This is a genomic window from Paraclostridium sp. AKS73, assembly GCF_025671395.1.
In the GTDB taxonomy this organism is placed as follows: Bacteria; Bacillota; Clostridia; order Peptostreptococcales; family Peptostreptococcaceae; genus Paraclostridium; species Paraclostridium benzoelyticum.
This window is the reverse complement of sequence record NZ_JAIXHU010000008.1, coordinates 14,721-35,648: the sequence shown is the minus strand read 5'-3', so window position 1 is coordinate 35,648 and position 20,928 is coordinate 14,721. Positions and strand designations below refer to the sequence as shown.

Below are 20,928 nucleotides of genomic sequence, written 5' to 3'. Positions count from 1 at the left end.
AAAGAAGAAGAAGAAGGGTGTAGGTAGTTGATTTAAAACACTTAAAAGTCAAAGACTTTGGTGTTAAGAGTCAACTACCTACACCCTTCTTTACGATATAAAATAAATCCACAAATTATGAGAAACTAGTGAAAAATATGAAGGAATTTAACTAAAGGAAAAGCATCCAATTTAAGTGAATAGATACTATAAAACAAATAGAATAATATTAAGCAAAGGAGTTAACAAATGAATAAAGAAGGAAAAGTTGTAGTAGCCTCAACAATTTTAACAACTGCACTAGTTTCAGGGTTTACTTTATCACAAGCTCCAATTCTTGCAAATGAAGAATATAAAAGGATAGAGCAGCAAGAAGTAGTCTTAAAAAATAGTGAAGATAAGACTAATAAACAAGAAAATAAAAAAGAGGAAATCGTTAAAGAAGATGAAACTACGGACAAATCTAATAAAAATGAAAAAATATAAAAAGATTATTACGTCAATAAAAATTCAAATGAGCAAACATCAATAAATTCTCAGTATAAACCTACAAATGAACAACAAAATCAAGTAAAACCTTCAGTAAAGCCTGAGGAACCGATAACACCGGAAAAACCAGTAGAACCTCCAGTAAAACCTGATGAACCAATAACACCGGAAAAACCAGTAGAACCTCCAGTAAAACCTGATGAACCAACAACACCTGAAAAACCAGTAGAACCTCCAGTAAAACCTGATGAACCAACAACACCTGAAAAACCAGTAGAACCTCCAGTAAAACCTGATGAACCAACAAAGCCTGAAAATCCAGAAGAACCTTCAGTTAAACCTGATGAAGAATCATATGAATCAAATCTAATTAGTAATATAGGTGAAGCAGTAAGTAAAAATGTTTACTATAATGATATTAATATAAAGTAAATTTATTAGTAAGCTTTAATTATAAATAAAAATAACTTAATTTTGATATGTATGATAAATCTATTACATCAAAGTTAAGTTATTTTTTTCTTTACTTTGTTGTGTATGAAATGTTTTCATGTATAATTGATGTTTTTGTTTTGATTATAATTTTAATATCTTATTTTAGAGGATTACTTAAATTAAGTCATACCATTATTTTTTTATTCATAAAATTTAAGTAGGACAATAAACAAAAAATTAAAATGTCTATAGGGGGAATAGAACTTGTATAAAGTAGATTTAAATAGTGATTTAGGAGAGAGTTTTGGTTGTTATAAACTAGGTATGGATGAGGAAGTTTTAAAACATATAACTTCAGCAAATATAGCTTGTGGGTTTCATGCAGGAGATCCAATTCAAATGGACAAAACTGTAAAATTAGCGATTGAAAATAATGTGAAAATAGGTGCTCATCCAGGATTTATGGATATTATAGGGTTTGGAAGAAGAGAAATGAAAATTAGCCAAGAGGAAGTTAAGGCTTACGTAAAATATCAATTAGGTGCACTAAATTCTTTCGCTATTTCAAATGGAACAAATATACAACATGTAAAAGCTCATGGTGCTCTTTATAATATGGCAGCAAAAGACTATGAGTTATCTTTAGCTATAGCACAATCAGTATATGAGGTTGATAAAAATATAATTCTTCTTGGACTTGCAAATAGCTCAATTATAGATGCTGGTAAAGATGTTGGTCTGAGGGTTGCAAATGAAGTGTTTGCAGATAGAGCATACAATAGCGACGGAACGTTAGTATCAAGAAGTATTGAAGGGTCTATTATACATGATACAAATATAGCAATAAAAAGAGTTATAAAAATGATAAAAGAAAATAAAGTAGAGGATATAAATGGAAAAGACATAGATATAAAAGCGGATTCTATATGTGTACATGGAGATAACCCTAAAGCTATAGAATTTGTAAAAAGCATAAAATCAGAGCTTATAAAGGAAGGCATAAATATATGTTGCATAAGTGAAGTTATTAAATAATTGGAGGGGTATTTATGTCTAATAAAAAAGATTTAACAGCTCTTATGGGAGCTGCTTTTATAATGGCGACTTCAGCTATTGGACCTGGGTTTTTAACTCAAACAGCTAAGTTTACGGAGTTATATGGAGCTAGTTTTGGGTTTGTAGTTTTAATGACTACTATATTTTTTGTTGGAGCACAGCTTAATGTGTGGAGAATAATAGGAGTATCTGGACTTAGAGGCCAGGACATAGCAAATAAGGTGTTACCAGGATTAGGTTATTTCATAGCCATATTAGTAGGGATAGGAGGACTTGCATTTAACATTGGGAATGTAGGGGGGGCGGCACTTGGAGTAAATGTAATGTTCAATGCAAATATTACAATATCAACTTTAGTATGTGGATTTATAGCAATAGCAATTTTTTTAATAAAAGAATCTGGTCCAATAATAGATAGATTCACAAGATTTTTAGCAATTATAGTAATAGTTGTAGTAGGATATGTTGCTATAATAAACAAACCTGATATGTACCAAGTTGTAAAAGGAGCCTTTATTCCAAAAAACCAGGAGGATTAATTTTTCCAATAATAACTCTTTTAGGTGGAAGTGTTGGAGGATATATAACTTTTGCAGGAGGTCACAGACTTATTGATGCAGGAATAACAGGTGAAGAAAATTTAAAGGATGTAAACAAATCTTCAGTATTAGGTATAAGTGTAGCAACTATAGTAAGGATTTTATTATTTTTAGCGGTTTTTGCAGTTGTTTCACAAGGAGTAAGTTTAGATCCTGAAAATCCAGCTGCATCAGCTTTTAAGTATGGAGCAGGAAATTTAGGATACAAATTTTTTGGTTTAGTATTATGGAGTGCCAGTATAACATCAGTTATTGGAGCTGCATATACATCTGTTTCTTTCATAAAAACACTTCATCCATTAATAGAAAAACATGAAAATAAATTTATAATTTTATTTATATTTATTTCAACATTAATAATGGCAGTAGTAGGAAAACCAGCAAGTTTGCTTATTTTAGCTGGGTCTTTAAATGGATTGATTCTTCCTATAACTTTAGGGGTTATATTGTTAGCATCTAAAAATAAAGATATTGTAGGTGAATATAAACATCCTAAATGGTTATTAATTTTAGGATGTTTAGTAGTAATAGTTACTGCTGTAGGTGGATTAATATCACTTAAGGATATAGTGAAGTTATTTTAAAAATACTTGCTGGGGGGATGGAATTAGTTATGGAAACAAAATACTTATTAGCAGGAGATAAATCTATAGTAGTTGAATTTGGGGATATTATAGATGAAGAGATAAATAGAAAAGTTATAAATTTAATGAAAAGCATAGAAAAATCCAGTTTAAGTGATTATATATATGAGATGATACCAACATATAGATCTCTTATGATAATTTATAACCCATTAAAAATAGCATTTAATAATCTTATAAACACAGTAAAAGATATGGAAAGTAATTTGGAAATTTTAGAGAAACATGAAAAAAATATAGTTAAGGTACCTGTTTTGTATGGAAATGATTTTGGACCTGATATAGAGACTGTTGCAAAGCATAACGGATTAAAAATTGAAGATGTTATAAAGCTTCATAGTGAAGCTGAGTACTTAGTTTATATGTTAGGTTTTACGCCTGGATTTACATACTTAGGGGGAATGAACAATAAACTCGAGACCCCTAGGTTAGCTAATCCAAGAGTTAAGATACCAGAAGGATCTGTAGGTATAGCAGGAAAGCAGACAGGAGTATACCCTATAGAGAGCCCTGGAGGATGGCAATTAATAGGAAGAACACCTATAAAACTATATGATCCTAAAAGAGAAAATCCTATTTTATTAAAAGCAGGAGATTATGTGAAGTTTATACCTATAACAAAGGATGAGTTTAATAACTTTTAAAATGAAGGGGGGCTAATTGGTGGGAGCTAAAATTTTAAATAAAGGTTTATTAAGTTTAATACAAGGCGGTACTAGAAAAGGATTTCAACAATATGGCGTTCCGGCTTCTGGAGCAATGGATGATTATTCATTAAGAATTGCAAATATACTAGTTGGAAATGATGAATATGAAGCGTGTATAGAAGCATTAATAATTGGTCCAACGATAGAATTCCATCAGAAATCTATTATAGCAATAACTGGTGGGGATTTAGGGCCTATGTTAAATGGAATTAGAATTGATATGTATAGAAGTTATATTGTAAGTAGCGGAGATATATTATCTTTTTCTGGAGTAAAAAATGGATGTAGAACTTATATTGCATTTGGAGGAGGAATAGATGTTCCAATTGTTATGGGTAGTAAGTCAACTTATTTAAAAGGGAATTTAGGCGGATATAAAGGAAGAGAACTTAGGGAGGAAGATTATCTAAAACTTTTAAAATTTGATGGAGACACAAATTCAATTTTACCTAAAAAATATATAAAAGAGTATGATAAAGAAATTATGTTGAGATCAATAATGGGACCTCAAGATAATATGTTTGATTCAAAAAATATAAAAACTTTTTTTAACTCTATATATGAAATAACAAATGAATGTGACAGGATGGGATATAGATTATCTGGGGATAAAATTAATCATTTAAATGGTGCAGATATAGTCTCAGACGGAATAGCATTTGGTGCAGTTCAAATTCCAGGACATGGAAATCCTATTATTATGATGGCAGATAGACAGACAGTTGGAGGTTATACTAAAATAGCTAATGTTATAAGCGTAGACTTATGTAAATTAGCTCAAGGCAAACCAGGAGACAAAGTTAGATTTAAAGAAGTAGATATATATGAAGCACATAGGATTTTAAAAAAATATGAAGATGAAATTTCTGAAATTAAAGATAACATAAACAAATTTGAAGTAATAAATAAAAAATTTTATAGTATAAGTTTAAATGGTGTTAATTACAGAACCATATGTGAAGAAATACATTAATTTTTTAACACCTATTAATATATGTGAAAAAATACCAATATATAATTATAATTTCATATTAAAATATTTATTTAGAATAAAATTATTATATATTGGTATTTTTTGTACTCATATTTTATTCTGATAACACTATTTCATAATAGCTATTATTTTTAATTCTAATATTTAATATTATTTTTAAAAGATTCTGTACAAAATTTTAAAAAACACTAATTTCGACAAAAAATTACAGTTAAAAAGTGTATACTCGTAGTAATAGCAAAAAGTATTAAAGGAGTGATTCCATGAAAATAAAATTTGATTTATTTAGACGGAAAAATTCTAAATGTAATGAAAAAAATTATATAGTAGAAAATGACAAAAGCTATTTAAATAAAAAATATGCAGGATATAGTTACTTAAAAGAATTTAATTTAAATAAAGACTACTTAGATAAATCTGATTTTGAACCTGGAAATAAAGGTTTGTTAAAGAAAATAGATTGGATTGAATCTAGTGACAAGATAAAAGAGATTAAATCATTAAAACTAGAAGATGAGTATACATCTGAATTTAAGAAAAATTCTCTTTATTATAAGTCTGTATATATATGCCCAAGATGCAATAGTCATATGCTTTACAAAATTAGAGCATATAACATAGATACTAAATTTAATAATAAAAATAAAAGAACACACCATATATATACATGTCCGAAATGTAGAATATTTTTAGCTTCAATTAGGATATATAGTAAATTACACTCTAGATGGATAGGAAATAAGCTTTCAAACTATGCGCTTATAAGTGATAGTTACCCAAGATTAAAGTATAGGAAAATTTTGAGCTATACTGAAGAACTACACAGTGAGTAATAAGTAAATATTTAGGAGAAAAAATTTATGCAAAGAATAAAATACTTAAAACTATTTATATCTATAGTTTTTGTAATGATACTCAGAGTTGATATTTCCAATGCACAAGAAAGTATAAATTTTAAAAATATAACTATAAACCAAGGGTTATCTCAGGGAACGGTACAAGCGATAGAACAAGATAGTAAAGGGAGAATATGGATAGGAACAAATGATGGACTAAATGTTTACAATGGATATGAATTTAAAGTGTATGGGCAAAAAAAAGACCCTAAAAAAGGAATAGCAAATAGTTATATAATTGATATAAAAGAAGATAAGAAAGGTAATTTATGGGTTGCGACTATAGGCGGTGTAAGCAAAATAAATACAGAAACAGACTCTATAAAAAATTACTATAATAGTAAGAACAATGGAAATTTATCAGATAGTAGTGTTTATGATATTTTAATAAATAAAGATGGAGATGTTTTAATTGCAACGGCAAATGGAGTAGATATATATGATGAAGTCAGTGATCGATTTAGGCCGGCAATTAAAAATTTGAACCAATTAAAAAGTAAACATATATATGATATAACTGAAGATAATAGTGGAAACTATTGGATAGGGACTAAAAATGGATTATATAAATTAAATAAAAAAAGTGAACGGGTTGAAAGGTTTCTAACGAAGGATACCTATGGAAAAGAGATAACTATATACAAAGTGTATTTTGATGGGGATGAAAATTTATGGGTTGGGACTAGAAATGAAAATCTATATAAAGTAAACACAAAAACGAATAAGATAAAAGAGTATGACCCTCCAGATGGAATTGACAAAAACTCATCTATAAGAGATATACTACAGGATAAAAATAAAGACCTTTGGATAGCAACAGACTCAGGAGTAGTCAAATACGATAAATTAAAAGATAAGTTTAGAGTTTATCAAAAAGGTAAATACGATGTAAATGGGTTAACCGATAACTTGATATTTTGTATTATGGAGGATAAAAGTGGACTTTTATGGCTTGGAACTTATTCTGGAATAAGTATATTTGACTCAAGAACTAATATAAATTATTACAAACATGATTTAAACCCAGAAGATAATACGTCGATTTCAGATAATATGGTAAGCGGGATTTATAAGGACAAAGATGGAGCATTATGGGTTGGAACGAATTCGGAAGGAGTAACGGTTTTAAATAGAGAAAATGAAAAAACTTATTATATAAAAAGAAAAGATGGATTAAGCAGCAATAAAGTATATGACATAAAGGGAAAAGGTGACCTAATATTAATATCAACAGATGATGGATTGAATGTAATAAATAAAAAAGAAAAAACGTTAAAGGTATACAATAAAGATAATGGCTTGAAAATAGTAATGTAAGAAGTGTGCTTATAGATGATGACAATAAGGTATGGCTAGGAACAACCGAAGGGATTGCAATATTAAACCTAGATACAGGTGAAATAATAGATATGTCTAGCTTGTCATCTAAATATAATATAGAAGACAAATTAAATGGATGTATTTATAAAGATAGCAATGGAATATATTGGATAGGATATTTTTTAGATGGTGGACTTTTAAAATTTGACCCTAAGACTCAAAAAACAACACTATACAGGATGAGAGAGAACGACTCAAACTCTATAAGTAATAATTCTGTACGAGTTATAAATGAGGATAAACAAGGTAATTTGTGGATAGGAACGAATTATGGACTTAATAAATTTAATCCAAAAACAGAAAAATTTGAAGTTTACACGATGGAAGATGGATTGCCAAATAATACTATATACGGAATAGTGATAGATAAATTAGACCATATATGGGTAAGTACTAACTATGGATTGTCAAAGTTTGATTATAAAAAAATGAGTTTACAAATTTTGATATAGTAGATGGTTTGCAGGGAAGAGAATTTAATGGAAAGTCATTCCATATAAGTGAAGATGGTGAAATTTTCTTTGGTGGAACAAATGGTTTAAACTCATTTAGATGTGAAGAGTTAAAGAAGAAGAAATATTTTATAGATTTATCTATAGGAGATATATATGTAAATGAAAAAAGATATAACAGCATTGATGATGTTAAATTTAAATTTAATGAAAATAATATAAGTATAGAAATGTTTTTACCATATTATAAGAATATAAGGGATATTAAGTATTATTATAAGATAGAGGGAGTAGACCAAGATTTTAAAGATGTTAAAAGTAACAAATTAAACTTGGTAAATTTAAATCCAGGTCAGTATACTCTAAAACTTAAGGCAATAAATAATAATGTAGCTGAATCTAGTGAGAAAACTATTAAATTTGCTATAAAACCACCTATTTGGAAAAGCAAAACAGCGATGGTTATTTATTGTGCTATATGCATATTGGCTATTTTATATTATGATAGCAAAGTAAAGCTATTAGACTCTATGGTAAATAAAAGAACAAAAGAACTTACAAAGGAAATTAAAAAAAATGAAAACTTATTTAATAAAGTTTTAAGTTTAGAAAAGAAAAAAAATAGCTATTTGTAAACTTATCTCACGAATTGAGAACTCCATTAAACGTTATATCATCAACTGAGCAACTAATAAGTATTATGATTGATAAAAAAGGCTTAAGTAAAGATAATCTAAAGTACCATATGAGCGTAATTAATAAAAATGCAGAGAGGTTGTTAGAATTAATTACAAATCTAATGGATATAGAAAAATAGAATATGGGAAATATAAAATAAACAAAACAAAACAAGATATAGTTGAGGTCATAGAAAATGAAGCTTTAAGACTAAAAAATCATGTAGAATGTAAAGGTATAGAACTGATAATAGATCCAGAGGTAGAAGAAAAAATAGTTAGTTTTGATAAAATAGAAATAAAAAGATGTATAGAAAACTTAATAAGTAATGCTGTAAAATATACACCAGAAGGTGGAACTATAGAGTTAGGTATAAAAGATCATATAAATGAAGTAGAGATATATGTAAAGGACGATGGAATTGGAATAGACGAAGAACATAAAAAGATTATCTTTGATAGATTTAGACAGGTAGTAGACGCAAATGAAGAAATCCAAAACTCAAGTGGACTAGGACTTACGATAACTAAAGAAATAGTAAACCTACATGGAGGAGAAATTTATATTGAAAGTGAATTTGGAAAAGGTAGCAAATTTATTATAATACTACCAATTGAATAATGAATTATGAAATAGAATACAATAATTGTATTCTATTTTTATCTTGAAATTTAAAAGCTAAAAAATGTTAAAAAATATCAAAAAACACGAAAAAAAGTAAAAAAAGAGTATAATATACACATGATTAAATAAGTAAAAAATATAAATAGGAGGGGAAAATGGATAAGTTATCAAAAATAGACTCGTATATGATAGCACTATTATTAGAATTATTTATTGTTGTAATTATATTATTTATATCAAAAGAAGATGTTAATTTTTTATTGAACTTTATTATGCTAGGGATTACATTTTTAATTTCAATAACAACATATATAGGAGGTATTATAGTTGGACTTATATTGACATCAGTAGCAATTTTTATATATGCAACTTTAATATTTTACAGAAATACAGTATTAAATATAGATATAAACTATATATCTTATATTTGGATGGCAGGTATACCTATAATATGTATGACTAGTGGAAGGCTATCTAGTGTTATTTTATCACTTCAAAAAAATAATGAAATTTTAAAAAATAAATACAAAAATCTTGTTACAGTTGATGAAGTGACAGGACTTGGAAATATTAAACATTTCTATTCTACTTTAGAAAAAGAAATGAGTAAATCAAATCGACATAAAAACAAGCTAGCACTAATGATTATAAAGCTTCCTTATTATAAAGAAATTAGAAAAATAATTGGAGAGGAAAAAACATATAACTTAATTAAAAGTGTAAGCAACATAATAATAGATTCCACAAGGACAGAAGATGAGAGATATTATTTAGAAAGCGACATGATGGGTATTATAATGCCCTATACAGATTTTAATGGTGCAAATACAGTAAAAGAAAGAATTAAAAAAAATGTAGGTGAATTAAATCTTGAATTAAATCAAGGAAAGTCATATATAGATATAGACACTAAAATAGCTATAGTAGAATACAAAGAAAGCATAAATAGTGCTATAGAATTTAAAAATTTATGTGAAGAGGAACTTCAGTATGATGTGTAAAAGATATATTGTTATATTTCTAATTATTTTATTAGTTTTTAGCAATATTGGTATAGGTTTTGCAAATATAGAGAAAAAAGAAAATGCTCTAATAATATATGAAAATCAAAAAACATTTTCATATAAAGAGAATACAATAAACCATTTAAATGAACTTTTATATAGATTTAATAAAAGTGTAGATAGTGTTTATATAAATGATTATAAAAAAGGAAGTTTAAAACAATATGATTCAATATTTGTAATAAATATAGAAAATGAAATAAATGATAGGGATTTGCTAGAGGATTTATCAAATTATGAACATGGGATATATTGGATAAGTAATGGAATAGAAGACTTTTTAAGTTATAGTGATAAATATGATTTGATTTATGAAAAAAAGATAAATAGCATAAATGAATTAAATTATAAAGGAAACAAACTAACTATTTCTAGTAGTGATTATTTTAATGTTGTTAATACTAGAAGGCAAAATAGCAAGATTTTAGCAACTATGAAAGATTCGTATAAAGAGTATCCTTATGTTATCAATAATAAAAATTTATATTTTATTAGTAATTATAAAATAGATCAATCTTTTATATTTGAAGATACTTTAAATGATTTCTATAATATAAAAAATTTTGAAAAAGGTAAAGTATTTGTAAGAATTGAGGATGTACATTTATTTAGAGATAAGGATAATTTAAAAGAGATTGCAGACTACTTATACTCTGAAGGTATACCTTTTATGGTAGCATTAATTCCAGCATATGTAGACAGCAAAACTGGGAAAATAAATACCATAAAAGATGATCCAGAGTTTATAAAAACTATAAAGTATATGCAAGATAGAGGTGGTAGTGTTGTTCTACATGGATATATGCATTCTTTAGATAAAAGAGAGATTTCAGGAGAAGGATATGAGTTTTGGGATATGGAAAAAGATGAGCCTATATCTGAAAATATGGAGGAATATGTTAAAGATAGAGTTTTAAGTGGATTAAGATTATGTGTAGAAAAAGGTATTTATCCTATTGCCTTTGAAGCGCCTCATTATGCTATGGATCAAAATGGCTACACAGAATTAAAAAAATATTTTCAACTTATGTTGGGCAATATCAAAACAATAATGAAAACTTTGCTACAAGTAGTTTTCCATATATCATAGAAGGAAGTAAAAACTTCAATATTTTAATTCCTGAGAATTTAGGGTATATAGAACGAGATAATAAATTTTCAATAGATATTATAAAGAATAACTTTTATAAACTTTCTATGGTAAGAGGATACACTGGAGGATTTTTCTTCCATCCGTATATGAATTTAGATTATTTGAAACAAGTTATATCTTATTTAAAAGAAAATGATTCAGAGTTCTTAAATTTAAAAGATATAAATAATTATGTAAAAATTGATGATATAAATATAAGGTCGAAAGATGGGAAAATAGATGTTACGTATGATAAGAATAAGTCAAATGAAAAATCTAAATCTGAGATAAGTTTTGAAAATTCTATGTCTAATATAAATAAGATAATCGTAATATTTGTGTCTACTGTATTGGTTATATTTACGATAATATTTATATTCTTTAGATTTATAAATAGACGAAAATTTAGAAGGAGATAGTTATGAATAGATTTACTATAGTAGATTACTTATTTTTATTTTCTTTAATATCTATATGGGCAATACTTTTTATAAATATTCTTTTAGCTGCAAGTGGATATGTATATTATCTTAAAAATCTTAATTTTAAAGATGAAAGATTAAAAGAATATCCATTTGTATCTATATTAGTTCCAGCTCATAATGAGGGAAAAGTTATAGGAAAAACTGTAGAGTCATTATTATTATTAGATTATCCTAGAGATAAGATGGAATTGATAGTAATAAATGATAACTCAAGTGATGATTCTAAAGATATACTTCAAAATATAAAGAATAAATACAAAAAATATAATTTTACTATTATAAATACAGATAATATTACTGGAGGTAAAGGAAAATCAAATGCACTAAACATTGGATACCAAGAAGCAAGAGGAGAGTTTATTGCAATATATGATGCAGATAACACTCCAGAAAAAACAGCACTTAGATATTTGATTCAAAGTATAGTAAAAGATGATAAGTTAGGTGCTGTTATTGGGAAATTTAGAACTAGAAATAAATATAAAAACATTTTAACAAAATTTATAAATATAGAAACATTAAGTTTTCAATGGATAGCACAAGCAGGACGAAGACAGTTATTAGGACTTTGCACGATACCAGGAACTAACTTTGTATTAAGAAGAACCACTATTGAGAAGTTAGGAGGATGGGATACTAAAGCAATAGCTGAAGATACAGAGATAAGCTTTAGAATCTATAAATTAGGACAAAGAATAACATATGTTCCACAAGCTGTAACTTGGGAACAAGAGCCAGAGACTATCAAAGTGTGGATAAAGCAGAGAACTAGATGGGTTAAAGGAAATATATATGTTCTAGTTAAGTATATAAAAAATATATTTAAGGGAAAACAAAATAGAGTATTATTCGATATAGTATATTTTTTCTCGGTATATTTTTTATTTTTAACTTCGGTTATAATATCAGATTGTATATTTGTTTTAAGCTTATTTAATTTAGTGAAAGTTAACATACCATTTAACTTTTGGATTGTATGGATATTATCATATGTCCTATTTATTTTGCAAGTTAGTATAACTTTATCAATGGAAAAAGGAGAAAGTGGATTAGGAAATATATTTTTAGTTGCAATTATGTACTTTACATATTCTCAGATGTGGTTATTAGTAGCAATTAAAGGTATGTTTGGCCATTTTCAGGATGTATTTTTAAAAAGAGAAGCTAAATGGTATAAAACAGAAAGATTCTAGGGAGGTACTTAATGAGAATAGTAACTATAGCATTATCATTAATACTAACTTTTTCTAATATTAGTTTGGTATTTGCAGATAATGAAGATGTGAAAGCGTACAAATTTCAAGATGATGTAACTATAAATGGTGTTATTGGAAGCACCGAAAGATTTTTTAATGTATCTCAAAATTGGGATGTTAAGGATTTGAAATTGAATTTAGTATATACAAAAAGTGAGCTATTGGATGTAAACTATTCAACGATTACCGTATTTATTAATGGAGAACCTGTAAGTTCGAAAAGATTAGATGGTAATAGAAAATATCAGGATAAATGGCAAGTTAATATTCCTAAAGAACTTGTAAAATCAGGATATAATAGTATTTCTATAAAAGCATATAAAACTATATCAGATAAAATATGTAGAGATGATTCTAATACTGCAAATTGGTTAGTAGTACATAAGCAATCAGATATAGAACTGAAGTATGCATTAAAAGATAACTCAAATGAAATAAAAGACTATGCTAGTGTATTTGCTAATATAGGTAATGAGGCATATATAGATACTACTTTTGTATTACCAGATAAATATAATAGTAATGAATTAAGTTCTGTAATGAACCTGAGTTTAAATATGGGGCAAAAACTAAAAGGTGACAATTTTAAATTAGATGTAAAACTAAAGTCAAATTTAAAAGAATATAATAAAAATATTATCTACATAGGTGGAACAAATGACACGTCTACAGATTTTTGAATTTTCTAAGCGATGACGAAAAAAATCAGGCTAAAAATAAAGCTGTTATAAAGCAAGTAATTTCTCCGTTTAATAAAGAAAAAAGAATGATTTTAATAATTTCAGATAATGGTAAAGCTCTTAAAAATGCAACTAAATTAATATGTAATAATGAGCTGTTAAATGAATTAAATAGTAGCAGCTTCATAATTGATGAAACTAAAGATGTTTCAGATATAAAAAAAGAGATTAAAAATAAATTGACTTTAAATGACTTAGGGTATAATGACTTTTTACTTAAGGGACCTTTTTCACAAGAAACTAATTTTGATGTATCTATACCTAAAAATAAAATAAGTACAGCTGGATCGATTCTGAATTTAAAATTTAGATATGCTAAAAATTTAGATTTTGAAAGATCATTAATTACTGTGTATGTTAATGATAAGCCTATTTCAAGTAAAAAGTTATCTTTAGAAAAAGCAGATAATGATATTTTAGAAGTAAATCTGCCAACGGATGTTTTAGGTAAAAATTATTATAAAATAAAAGTTGTATTTAATTTAGAATTAAAAGATTTAATGTGCGTTACAAGAGATACAGATAGCCCATGGGCTTATATTTTGGATAGTTCATTTATAAAGTTTGATTTTAAAGACAATGATAGTTTAAATTTCAAAAGTTATCCGTATCCTTTTATTGATAATCAACAAGCAAATGATATAAATGTAGTGGTTTCGAAGAATTTAAACTCTTCAGATTTAAGTAATATAGCTAATATAATTGGAAATATGGGAAGAGATGCAGTTTATAATACAGGAAATTTAAATGTGTTAACTGATAGTGAATTTTTAAACACGAATAAAAAAGGAAATCTTATAGTTATAGGAACTCCAGATGATAATAGTATTTTAAAAGATATAAATAAAGACTTATACATTAAATTTGATAAGAATTTTAGTGGATTTGAAAATAATGATAAGATTAAATTTTTAGATGATAAATATTCAAAACAATTATCAACAATACAACTTATAAATTCACCTTATAGTAAATCAAATTCAGCTATTATAGTATCTTCTTTAGATAAAAACAGCTTGAGTTCATCAGTAAGGTATTTATCTGATAATAATTTAACTAGAGATTTAAAAGGAGATGCAGCTGTAGTAAATAGAGATGGAGGTATTCAGGATATAAATTTCAAAGAAAACAATAGAAGTGATGAAGAATTAGAAGATAATTCTTCTAAATTTAAATTAGAAAAAGCAAGTTTAACATTCATACTTATTGCAGGATTTTTATTTTTAACTGTAATAATATCAGCTATATTATTAATATTAAAATATAGAAAGTAGTTGATACAATTGAAAAAGATAATAATTTTAACAATTATATTAGCTTTATGTAGTTTTATGGCTGTATACAAAATGGATAAAGGAGAATTACCGGATAAATTAAATTCAGTAAATTTATCTACAGATTATGAAATTAATCAGGCATTACAAGATATAAAAATGTTAAGTGCAAATACTGTAAATGTACCTATAGTTATAAAAATACCTTCTTTAGAATCTAACAAAATGATTATAGATGAATATAGTAAAAATAAGGCCATACAGATTATTAAAATTTTGAAAGAAAATAATAAAACAGTAATATTAGAAGCTTTTCCCTGGATTGACAATGGAAGTAAATATGAAACTGAATATAATCCTAAAAACAAAGAACAATTTTTTAAAGATTGGAAAATTATATTAAGTGAGCTAATTGATGAAGTAGCAATTCCATACAACGTAGATATTGTAAATACAGCATCGAATTTTAGCAAGCTTGAACCTTATGAACAAAATTGGTGCGATATAATAGATTTTACGAAAAAGAGATTCAAAGGACTTGTAACATATAAAACTTCATGGTGGTACACTGCTGAATGGGATCTCAAAAGTAAAGAATTATATAATAAAAAGCTAAATAACAAATTGTTTTCGAAAGTAGACTTTATATCTATTGCAGCTTATTTTGAACTGAGTGATAAGCCTATAAATACAGTAGAAGAATTAGTTAAATGTATCAATAGCTCTACAGTAAATAATAGAAATCAAAATATAAAACAAGAAATTGAGAACTTTGCAAACGAGTACAATAAAAAAATATTTTGGAGAATTAGGATTTCCAAGACTTGAATATGCCGCAACACACCCTTGGAACAATAATGTATCTGACTTGGTAAATGGAGATGAGCAAGCTAGATGTTTTAACGCATATAAAATAGTCTTTGAGAATGAAAAATATATTAAAGGGTTTTCTATTTTTGCTGTAGGGGAAAAAGGTAAAGATAAAATGTTTTACCCATCAAAAGAGAGTATGAATTTTATTAAGCTATGGTATGAATAAAATGGGAATATATGGTTATGAAAGATTAAAGATAATATTATTATTAAATACAAAACGATTGAAACGGAGAGAATTATGCTTAAAAAAATAAGTAACATTTTAGTTATTCTCATAGTATTAATACCCATAATTGATAATAATATATATTCACAGGAGAAACCATATAAAAATAAAGTTATAAAAGTTGGATTTTATGATTATAACCCTTATTTTATATAGACAAAGGAAATCCAACTGGATATTATAACGATATATTAGACACTATATGCAACGATTTGGGAATTGAATATGAGTATAAATATACTAATATTTTACAAGCGATGAGTATGTTAAAAAATGGAGATTTAGATTTACTTATTGGAATTAATAGAACAGAAGATAGAGTTAATGAATTTGAATTTACAGATAGCTATATAACCCTAGAAACTTATGGTGTATATACTAATAAATCCATAGATTATGGAGATTTAAATGAATTGAAGAATCTAAGATTCGGATATATACCTGGAGAGACTAACTCAAAATGGATAATGGAATTATTAGAGAATAGAGACATAAAAGTAATTCCTGTTGAAGCTCAATCTTATAAAGAACTTGATGATTTACTAGTGAAAAATGAAATCGATGCTACTATTTCTCATATAAATAATACGAAGTTAAGCGATATGAATGAGATTTTTGAATACTCAACAGGTCCTGTTTATATAGCTGGAAATAAAAAAACAAACAAACTAACTTAAGTAAAGATATAGATAGCAAATTAAAGTTATATTCTCAACAAAGATATAGTCCAATAGATAATCTTAAAGATATATATTTTAATAACGGAGGAAGTGGACATAAAAGTAATTTTATTATATTTATTTTAATAGGATTAAGCATTATTATAGCTTTATCATATATATTTATAAAAAGAAATTACCATATATAAAAAAATGTAAGATGAAAAAAATTATAAGAGAAGATTTAAAGGAAAATAAATATTTTTATATTATCAGCCTATAATAAATCCTAAAAAAAATGTAATAGTTGGATTTGAGGGGTTATTGAGATTAAAAAAAGATGATAAAATACTATCCCCTTATTTTTTATAAAAGATATTGAGAATAATGATATGCTATTTGAAACTTCATTACATATATTGAAGCTTGCAATAAACGATTATGAAATTATAAAGGAATACAATAATATTAAAAATGATGACTTTTATATATCATTAAATATGTCCTTAAATGAAATTGAAAATGATCTTTTTATAAAACAAATATGCGATATAGCAACCTTAATGAATATGAAAGAATATAGTATATGTATAGAAATTTTAGAAAAAGTTGGAATAAATGACTTAAGCAAAATAAACACATCTATAGAAAAATTAAAAAAGTGTGGGTTTATGATTGCTATAGATGACTTTGGAGTCGAATATTCTAACTTAGACATATTAGAAAAACTAGATTTTGATATAGTTAAAATAGATAAATACTTTATAGATGGAATAGAAAGTTCCATTTTTGTAAAGGAAATAATAATATTTTTATCTAATATATGCAAAGTCACAAATAAGTCTATTGTATGTGAAGGAGTAGAATATAAATGCCAAAAAGATTTTATAAAAAATATAAAAAATGAAAAGGTATATATACAAGGATATTATTATTTTAAACCACTTAGCATAAATGAGATAAATGAAATAAATATTGATTAATACATATTAATGATTTATAATTAGATAAACTGATTACAATATCTGTATAAATTTGACGATAGGGGTCAAGAGTTTCTACCAAATCACCGTAAATGATTTGACTACAGGAAGTTTATTTATTATTTTTTATAGTAAATGCAACTCCTGTCTTTTTAGACAGGAGTTTTTTTAAACTTTCTCAATATTATTTATGCAGTATACTAAAATTTGGAGGCATATTTATGGAAAAGTTAAAAGAAAAAATATTAACTGAAGGAAGAATTTCAGGTAATGATATATTGAAGGTAGATAGTTTTTTAAATCATCAATTAGATGTAGCGTTTTTAAATGAAATAGGAAAAGAGTTCGCAAAAAGATTTGAAGGAGAAAAAATAGATAAAATACTTACAATAGAAGCTTCAGGTATAGCTATAGCATCTATTGCATCTCAGCACTTTGGTAATGTACCTGTAGTATTTGCAAAAAAAGTGGAATCTAAAAATTTAGATAAGGATGTTTATGAATCTGAAGTTTATTCATTTACTAAAGCTAAAAACTATACAATAAGAGTTTCCAAAAGATATTTAAATAAAGGTGAAAATATATTAGTGCTAGATGATTTTTTAGCAAATGGAAGAGCTGCAATAGGTTTAAATGAATTGGTTGAAAAAGCTCAAGCTAACCTGGTTGGAGTTGGTATAGTTATAGAAAAAGGATTCCAAGATGGTGCTAAACTTTTAGATGAAAAAAATATAAATTTACAATCGTTAGTAATTTTAGATTCAATAGAAAATGGACAAATAAAGTTTAAGTAAAAAAAGCTGGTTTTAACCAGCTTTTTATTATGCATTATTTTGTAGAAAAAATAGATAATAATTTCTGTTAAATAGTCAGGAAATGTTATATAATTTAATTAAGGTAAAAAATGGAAATAAAAAGGGGAGGTCCCATATGAGGCTAAAGATAAAACTGGTAATTGGGATTACCTTAGTTTTTATATTTTTGGGGTTAGGTTATATAATTATAAATACGACTATGAGATACCAACAAGAGTTTGGTAGCATTGTATATAATTACAATGAAAACGAAGAAATTAGAAAAGAAAAAGTTAATTAGTCTTAAAATAAACTGCGTATGCAGTTTTTTTACGCATTGATGCAAGAGAATAAGACTTAGATATAAAATATAATGGTTTGAAAAAAGTTAAAAAGTAGGAATAATATAATTGAATTTGTTTTAATTTTTTCAATATGTTACCATTTTGAAATAGTTGTTACGAAGCTGTAATACACATAATGGGATAAGTGGAGTATAATGTATGTATAATAAAAAGTGACATTAAGTGACAGTAAGGGGGAAGTTATGAAAAAAAATAACAATATTTTTTCAAACTCTAATAAAAATAAGAATCGGGCAAAACTAAATGTTAAAAGAGCATTTTTACTAATGGTAGTATGTTTAGTTATATTTGGTTCTTTTAATAAAGTTAAGGCTTACGTGGATGAAACAATAAAAGAAAAACAAGAAGAAAAAGTTGCAGAAGAGAAAAGACTTGCTGCAGAAGAACAAAAACGTAAAGAAGAAGAAGAAGCTAAAAAGAAAATGATCGGAGTTAAGCATGGAGCGGAAAGTTACAGCTATAGTGCCGAAAAAGTTGCAGAGAAGCTAAAAAGCGGAGACTATTCAAATAATGGGGAAAAGATAGTGTTTTTAACTTTTGATGATGGAACATCAACTACAGTTACTCCAGAGATATTAAAGGCATTAAAAGATGAAGGTGTTAAAGCTACATTTTTTGTAACAGGATCTAATATAGAACGTGGTGGAAAAAAAGCTGAAGATTTACTAAAGCAAGAGCTTGAAGAAGGACATGCAATAGCAAATCACTCATATAGCCATGATTATGGTATATTATATCCAAATAGAACATTAAATCTAGAAGCTTTCAAAGCGGACTTTAAAAAGACTGATGATATATTAAAAAGAGTTTTAGGACCTTACTTCTCAACAGAGGTTATAAGATGTCCAGGTGGACATATGTCATGGAAAGGTATGGAACCTTTAGATGAATATATGGCTGCAAACAGTATGGCGGCAATAGATTGGAATGCATTAAGCGGTGATGCTGAAGGTAAAAAGAAATCACCTGAAGAATTATACAACTATGCAGTAAAAACTTCAGAAGGAAAAGAAATGGTAGTTATTTTAATGCATGATACATATGGTAAAGAAAATACTGCAAAAGCTCTTCCTCAGTTAATAAAATACTATAAAGATAATGGATATCAATTTAAAGTGTTAGTATAGTGAAATTAATTTATTGATTATATATTAAAAAGAGAGGATAAGATGTATATAAATATACATCTTATCCTCTCTTTTATTTAAAGTTTGTTTACAGCATCAAACAATACTGTATCAATACTATCATTTATAACTAAATCAGCTATATTATCAGCAGGGGTAGTACTCTTATTTATAAGTATTAAATTCTTACCTTTAAAATAGTCTATAAGACCTGCTGCAGGATACACTATAAGAGATGTACCTCCTATAATTAAAGTATCAGCTTTAGATATAGCATCAATTGATCCTTTTATAATAGAATCATCCAAACCTTCTTCATAAAGAACTACATCAGGTTTGACCGTATGCCCACATTTAGTGCAAGTTGGCACATCTTTGGAATTGATAATAAAATTAGAATCATAAAATTCATTACAACTAACACAGTAATTTCTATGTACAGAACCATGAAGTTCAAATACATTTTTACTACCTGCTATTTGGTGAAGCCCATCGATATTTTGAGTAACTACAGCTTTAAGTTTTCCCATTTTTTCAAGTTTTGCTAAGGCAATATGAGCATTATTAGGTTTTGCATCAGGATATATGAGTTTTTGCTTATAAAAATTAAAAAATTCCTTAGTATATTTTAAATAAAATGTATGGGAAACTAATTGTTCTGGAGTTAAGGAAATATTTAACTTTTCGTTAAATAATCCATTTGCGCTTCTGAAGTCAGGGATATTAGACGCTGTTGACACACCAGCTCCACCAAAGAAAACTACATTATTACTTTCCTTTAAGATCTGAGTTAGGTTTTCTATTTTTTTTGACATTAAATCATCTCCGTTTTAATTTATAGGACTATTATATCATATAGTAAAAGGATTTTTTATATGTAGGGTTAATTGATATTATAATAGTTTTCTGAAATTAAGCATTTACTTTAATTACAGATTAAAATATTTAATTAAATAAATATAGGTTGAATAGTTGATGACTAAACACTTAAAGACTATTTCTTAAGTCTTTGTG

21 protein-coding genes, 3 pseudogenes and 1 riboswitch are annotated in these 20,928 nt (G+C 26.6%); of the genes and pseudogenes, 23 read left to right on the top strand and 1 reads right to left on the bottom strand.

All coding sequences use genetic code 11. The annotated features are described in order from the left end of the window. Positions 1–228 precede the first annotated feature (228 nt). The 23 genes and pseudogenes from LEQ07_RS06885 to LEQ07_RS06775 all read left to right on the top strand — a co-directional run bounded on the left by LEQ07_RS06885 (position 229) and on the right by LEQ07_RS06775 (position 19,914). Entirely contained in the window at positions 229–465 is a 237-nt protein-coding gene (locus LEQ07_RS06885) for a hypothetical protein (RefSeq protein WP_263330043.1), read from the top strand. 702 nt (positions 466–1,167) lie between these two features. Then, positions 1,168–1,938: a LamB/YcsF family protein gene (locus tag LEQ07_RS06880; RefSeq protein WP_046822653.1), complete on the top strand. Its 771-nt coding sequence runs from the start codon at positions 1,168–1,170 to the stop codon at positions 1,936–1,938. Positions 1,939–1,952: 14 nt separating this feature from the next. Next, positions 1,953–3,142 (top strand): annotated as a pseudogene (locus tag LEQ07_RS22925) (NRAMP family divalent metal transporter). Positions 3,143–3,159: 17 nt separating this feature from the next. Further along, on the top strand, positions 3,160–3,846 hold the full coding sequence (gene pxpB / locus LEQ07_RS06870; RefSeq protein WP_263330042.1) for a 5-oxoprolinase subunit PxpB: 687 nt from the start codon (positions 3,160–3,162) through the stop codon (positions 3,844–3,846). 19 nt (positions 3,847–3,865) lie between these two features. Then, positions 3,866–4,882 (top strand): biotin-dependent carboxyltransferase family protein, encoded by a 1,017-nt coding sequence (locus tag LEQ07_RS06865; protein ID WP_046822650.1) that lies wholly within the window; start codon positions 3,866–3,868, stop codon positions 4,880–4,882. Positions 4,883–5,166: 284 nt separating this feature from the next. After that, positions 5,167–5,736, top strand: coding sequence for a hypothetical protein (locus LEQ07_RS06860; RefSeq protein WP_046822010.1), 570 nt, complete (start codon positions 5,167–5,169; stop codon positions 5,734–5,736). Between the two features lie 27 nt (positions 5,737–5,763). Then, positions 5,764–7,116 (top strand): ligand-binding sensor domain-containing protein, encoded by a 1,353-nt coding sequence (locus LEQ07_RS06855; protein ID WP_263330040.1) that lies wholly within the window; start codon positions 5,764–5,766, stop codon positions 7,114–7,116. Positions 7,117–7,121: 5 nt separating this feature from the next. Beyond that, positions 7,122–7,631 carry a ligand-binding sensor domain-containing protein gene (locus LEQ07_RS06850; RefSeq protein ID WP_263330038.1) on the top strand — a complete coding sequence of 170 codons (510 nt, stop codon included), beginning with the start codon at positions 7,122–7,124 and terminating at the stop codon, positions 7,629–7,631. Positions 7,632–7,639: 8 nt separating this feature from the next. Then, positions 7,640–8,266: a triple tyrosine motif-containing protein gene (locus tag LEQ07_RS06845; protein WP_263330036.1), complete on the top strand. Its 627-nt coding sequence runs from the start codon at positions 7,640–7,642 to the stop codon at positions 8,264–8,266. 11 nt (positions 8,267–8,277) lie between these two features. After that, positions 8,278–8,448: pseudogene (locus tag LEQ07_RS06840) on the top strand (histidine kinase dimerization/phospho-acceptor domain-containing protein); the annotation flags it as partial. Continuing rightward, positions 8,415–8,930 (top strand): sensor histidine kinase, encoded by a 516-nt coding sequence (locus tag LEQ07_RS22920; protein ID WP_442952404.1) that lies wholly within the window; start codon positions 8,415–8,417, stop codon positions 8,928–8,930. The pseudogene LEQ07_RS06840 and the gene LEQ07_RS22920, both read left to right, overlap by 34 nt. A 158-nt stretch (positions 8,931–9,088) precedes the next feature. Beyond that, positions 9,089–9,934, top strand: a complete 846-nt coding sequence (locus LEQ07_RS06835) for a GGDEF domain-containing protein (RefSeq protein WP_263330032.1) — start codon at positions 9,089–9,091, stop codon at positions 9,932–9,934. Continuing rightward, a pseudogene (locus LEQ07_RS06830) lies at positions 9,924–11,548 on the top strand (DUF2334 domain-containing protein). The gene LEQ07_RS06835 and the pseudogene LEQ07_RS06830 overlap by 11 nt, the downstream one beginning before the upstream one ends. A gap of 2 nt (positions 11,549–11,550) precedes the next feature. After that, the gene (locus LEQ07_RS06820) at positions 11,551–12,807 is read left to right on the top strand and encodes a glycosyltransferase (RefSeq protein WP_046822013.1); all 1,257 of its coding nucleotides are present in this window, start codon (positions 11,551–11,553) and stop codon (positions 12,805–12,807) included. 11 nt (positions 12,808–12,818) lie between these two features. After that, positions 12,819–13,550, top strand: coding sequence for a cellulose biosynthesis cyclic di-GMP-binding regulatory protein BcsB (locus tag LEQ07_RS06815; protein WP_263330027.1), 732 nt, complete (start codon positions 12,819–12,821; stop codon positions 13,548–13,550). Further along, positions 13,547–14,884 (top strand): cellulose biosynthesis cyclic di-GMP-binding regulatory protein BcsB, encoded by a 1,338-nt coding sequence (locus LEQ07_RS06810; protein ID WP_263330025.1) that lies wholly within the window; start codon positions 13,547–13,549, stop codon positions 14,882–14,884. The genes LEQ07_RS06815 and LEQ07_RS06810 overlap by 4 nt, the downstream gene beginning before the upstream one ends. Before the next feature lie 9 nt (positions 14,885–14,893). Further along, positions 14,894–15,712, top strand: coding sequence for a hydrolase (locus LEQ07_RS06805; protein WP_263330023.1), 819 nt, complete (start codon positions 14,894–14,896; stop codon positions 15,710–15,712). After that, positions 15,657–15,923 carry a hypothetical protein gene (locus LEQ07_RS06800; RefSeq protein ID WP_263330021.1) on the top strand — a complete coding sequence of 89 codons (267 nt, stop codon included), beginning with the start codon at positions 15,657–15,659 and terminating at the stop codon, positions 15,921–15,923. Before LEQ07_RS06805 ends, LEQ07_RS06800 begins: the two co-directional genes overlap by 56 nt. 215 nt (positions 15,924–16,138) lie before the next feature. Beyond that, positions 16,139–16,663 (top strand): substrate-binding periplasmic protein, encoded by a 525-nt coding sequence (locus LEQ07_RS06795; protein ID WP_263330085.1) that lies wholly within the window; start codon positions 16,139–16,141, stop codon positions 16,661–16,663. A 335-nt stretch (positions 16,664–16,998) separates the two neighbouring features. Next, positions 16,999–17,628, top strand: coding sequence for an EAL domain-containing protein (locus tag LEQ07_RS06790; RefSeq protein ID WP_317852036.1), 630 nt, complete (start codon positions 16,999–17,001; stop codon positions 17,626–17,628). Positions 17,629–17,650: 22 nt separating this feature from the next. Continuing rightward, a riboswitch (purine riboswitch) is annotated at positions 17,651–17,752 on the top strand. 97 nt (positions 17,753–17,849) lie between these two features. Continuing rightward, positions 17,850–18,422, top strand: coding sequence for a xanthine phosphoribosyltransferase (locus tag LEQ07_RS06785; RefSeq protein WP_263330019.1), 573 nt, complete (start codon positions 17,850–17,852; stop codon positions 18,420–18,422). Positions 18,423–18,558: 136 nt separating this feature from the next. Next, on the top strand, positions 18,559–18,723 hold the full coding sequence (locus LEQ07_RS06780) for a hypothetical protein (protein WP_263330017.1): 165 nt from the start codon (positions 18,559–18,561) through the stop codon (positions 18,721–18,723). 246 nt (positions 18,724–18,969) lie between these two features. Beyond that, positions 18,970–19,914 carry a polysaccharide deacetylase family protein gene (locus tag LEQ07_RS06775; protein WP_263330016.1) on the top strand — a complete coding sequence of 315 codons (945 nt, stop codon included), beginning with the start codon at positions 18,970–18,972 and terminating at the stop codon, positions 19,912–19,914. Positions 19,915–19,991: 77 nt separating this feature from the next. On the opposite strand, the gene LEQ07_RS06770 is transcribed toward LEQ07_RS06775, so the two are convergent. Continuing rightward, entirely contained in the window at positions 19,992–20,729 is a 738-nt protein-coding gene (locus LEQ07_RS06770) for an NAD-dependent protein deacylase (RefSeq protein WP_046821823.1), read from the bottom strand. Positions 20,730–20,928 lie beyond the last annotated feature (199 nt).

What these genes read in the sequence shown, in the direction of transcription:
- LEQ07_RS06835 (WP_263330032.1), top strand. Translation starts at nt 9,089, where the DNA reads ATGGATAAGTTATCAAAAATAGACTCGTATATGATAGCACTATTATTA.
- LEQ07_RS06780 (WP_263330017.1), top strand. Translation starts at nt 18,559, where the DNA reads ATGAGGCTAAAGATAAAACTGGTAATTGGGATTACCTTAGTTTTTATA.
- LEQ07_RS06775 (WP_263330016.1), top strand. Translation starts at nt 18,970, where the DNA reads ATGAAAAAAAATAACAATATTTTTTCAAACTCTAATAAAAATAAGAAT.
- LEQ07_RS06785 (WP_263330019.1), top strand. Translation starts at nt 17,850, where the DNA reads ATGGAAAAGTTAAAAGAAAAAATATTAACTGAAGGAAGAATTTCAGGT.
- LEQ07_RS06860 (WP_046822010.1), top strand. Translation starts at nt 5,167, where the DNA reads ATGAAAATAAAATTTGATTTATTTAGACGGAAAAATTCTAAATGTAAT.
- LEQ07_RS06815 (WP_263330027.1), top strand. Translation starts at nt 12,819, where the DNA reads ATGAGAATAGTAACTATAGCATTATCATTAATACTAACTTTTTCTAAT.
- LEQ07_RS06855 (WP_263330040.1), top strand. Translation starts at nt 5,764, where the DNA reads ATGCAAAGAATAAAATACTTAAAACTATTTATATCTATAGTTTTTGTA.
- pxpB (WP_263330042.1), top strand. Translation starts at nt 3,160, where the DNA reads ATGGAATTAGTTATGGAAACAAAATACTTATTAGCAGGAGATAAATCT.
- LEQ07_RS06885 (WP_263330043.1), top strand. Translation starts at nt 229, where the DNA reads ATGAATAAAGAAGGAAAAGTTGTAGTAGCCTCAACAATTTTAACAACT.
- LEQ07_RS06820 (WP_046822013.1), top strand. Translation starts at nt 11,551, where the DNA reads ATGAATAGATTTACTATAGTAGATTACTTATTTTTATTTTCTTTAATA.
- LEQ07_RS06770 (WP_046821823.1), bottom strand. Translation starts at nt 20,729, where the DNA reads ATGTCAAAAAAAATAGAAAACCTAACTCAGATCTTAAAGGAAAGTAAT.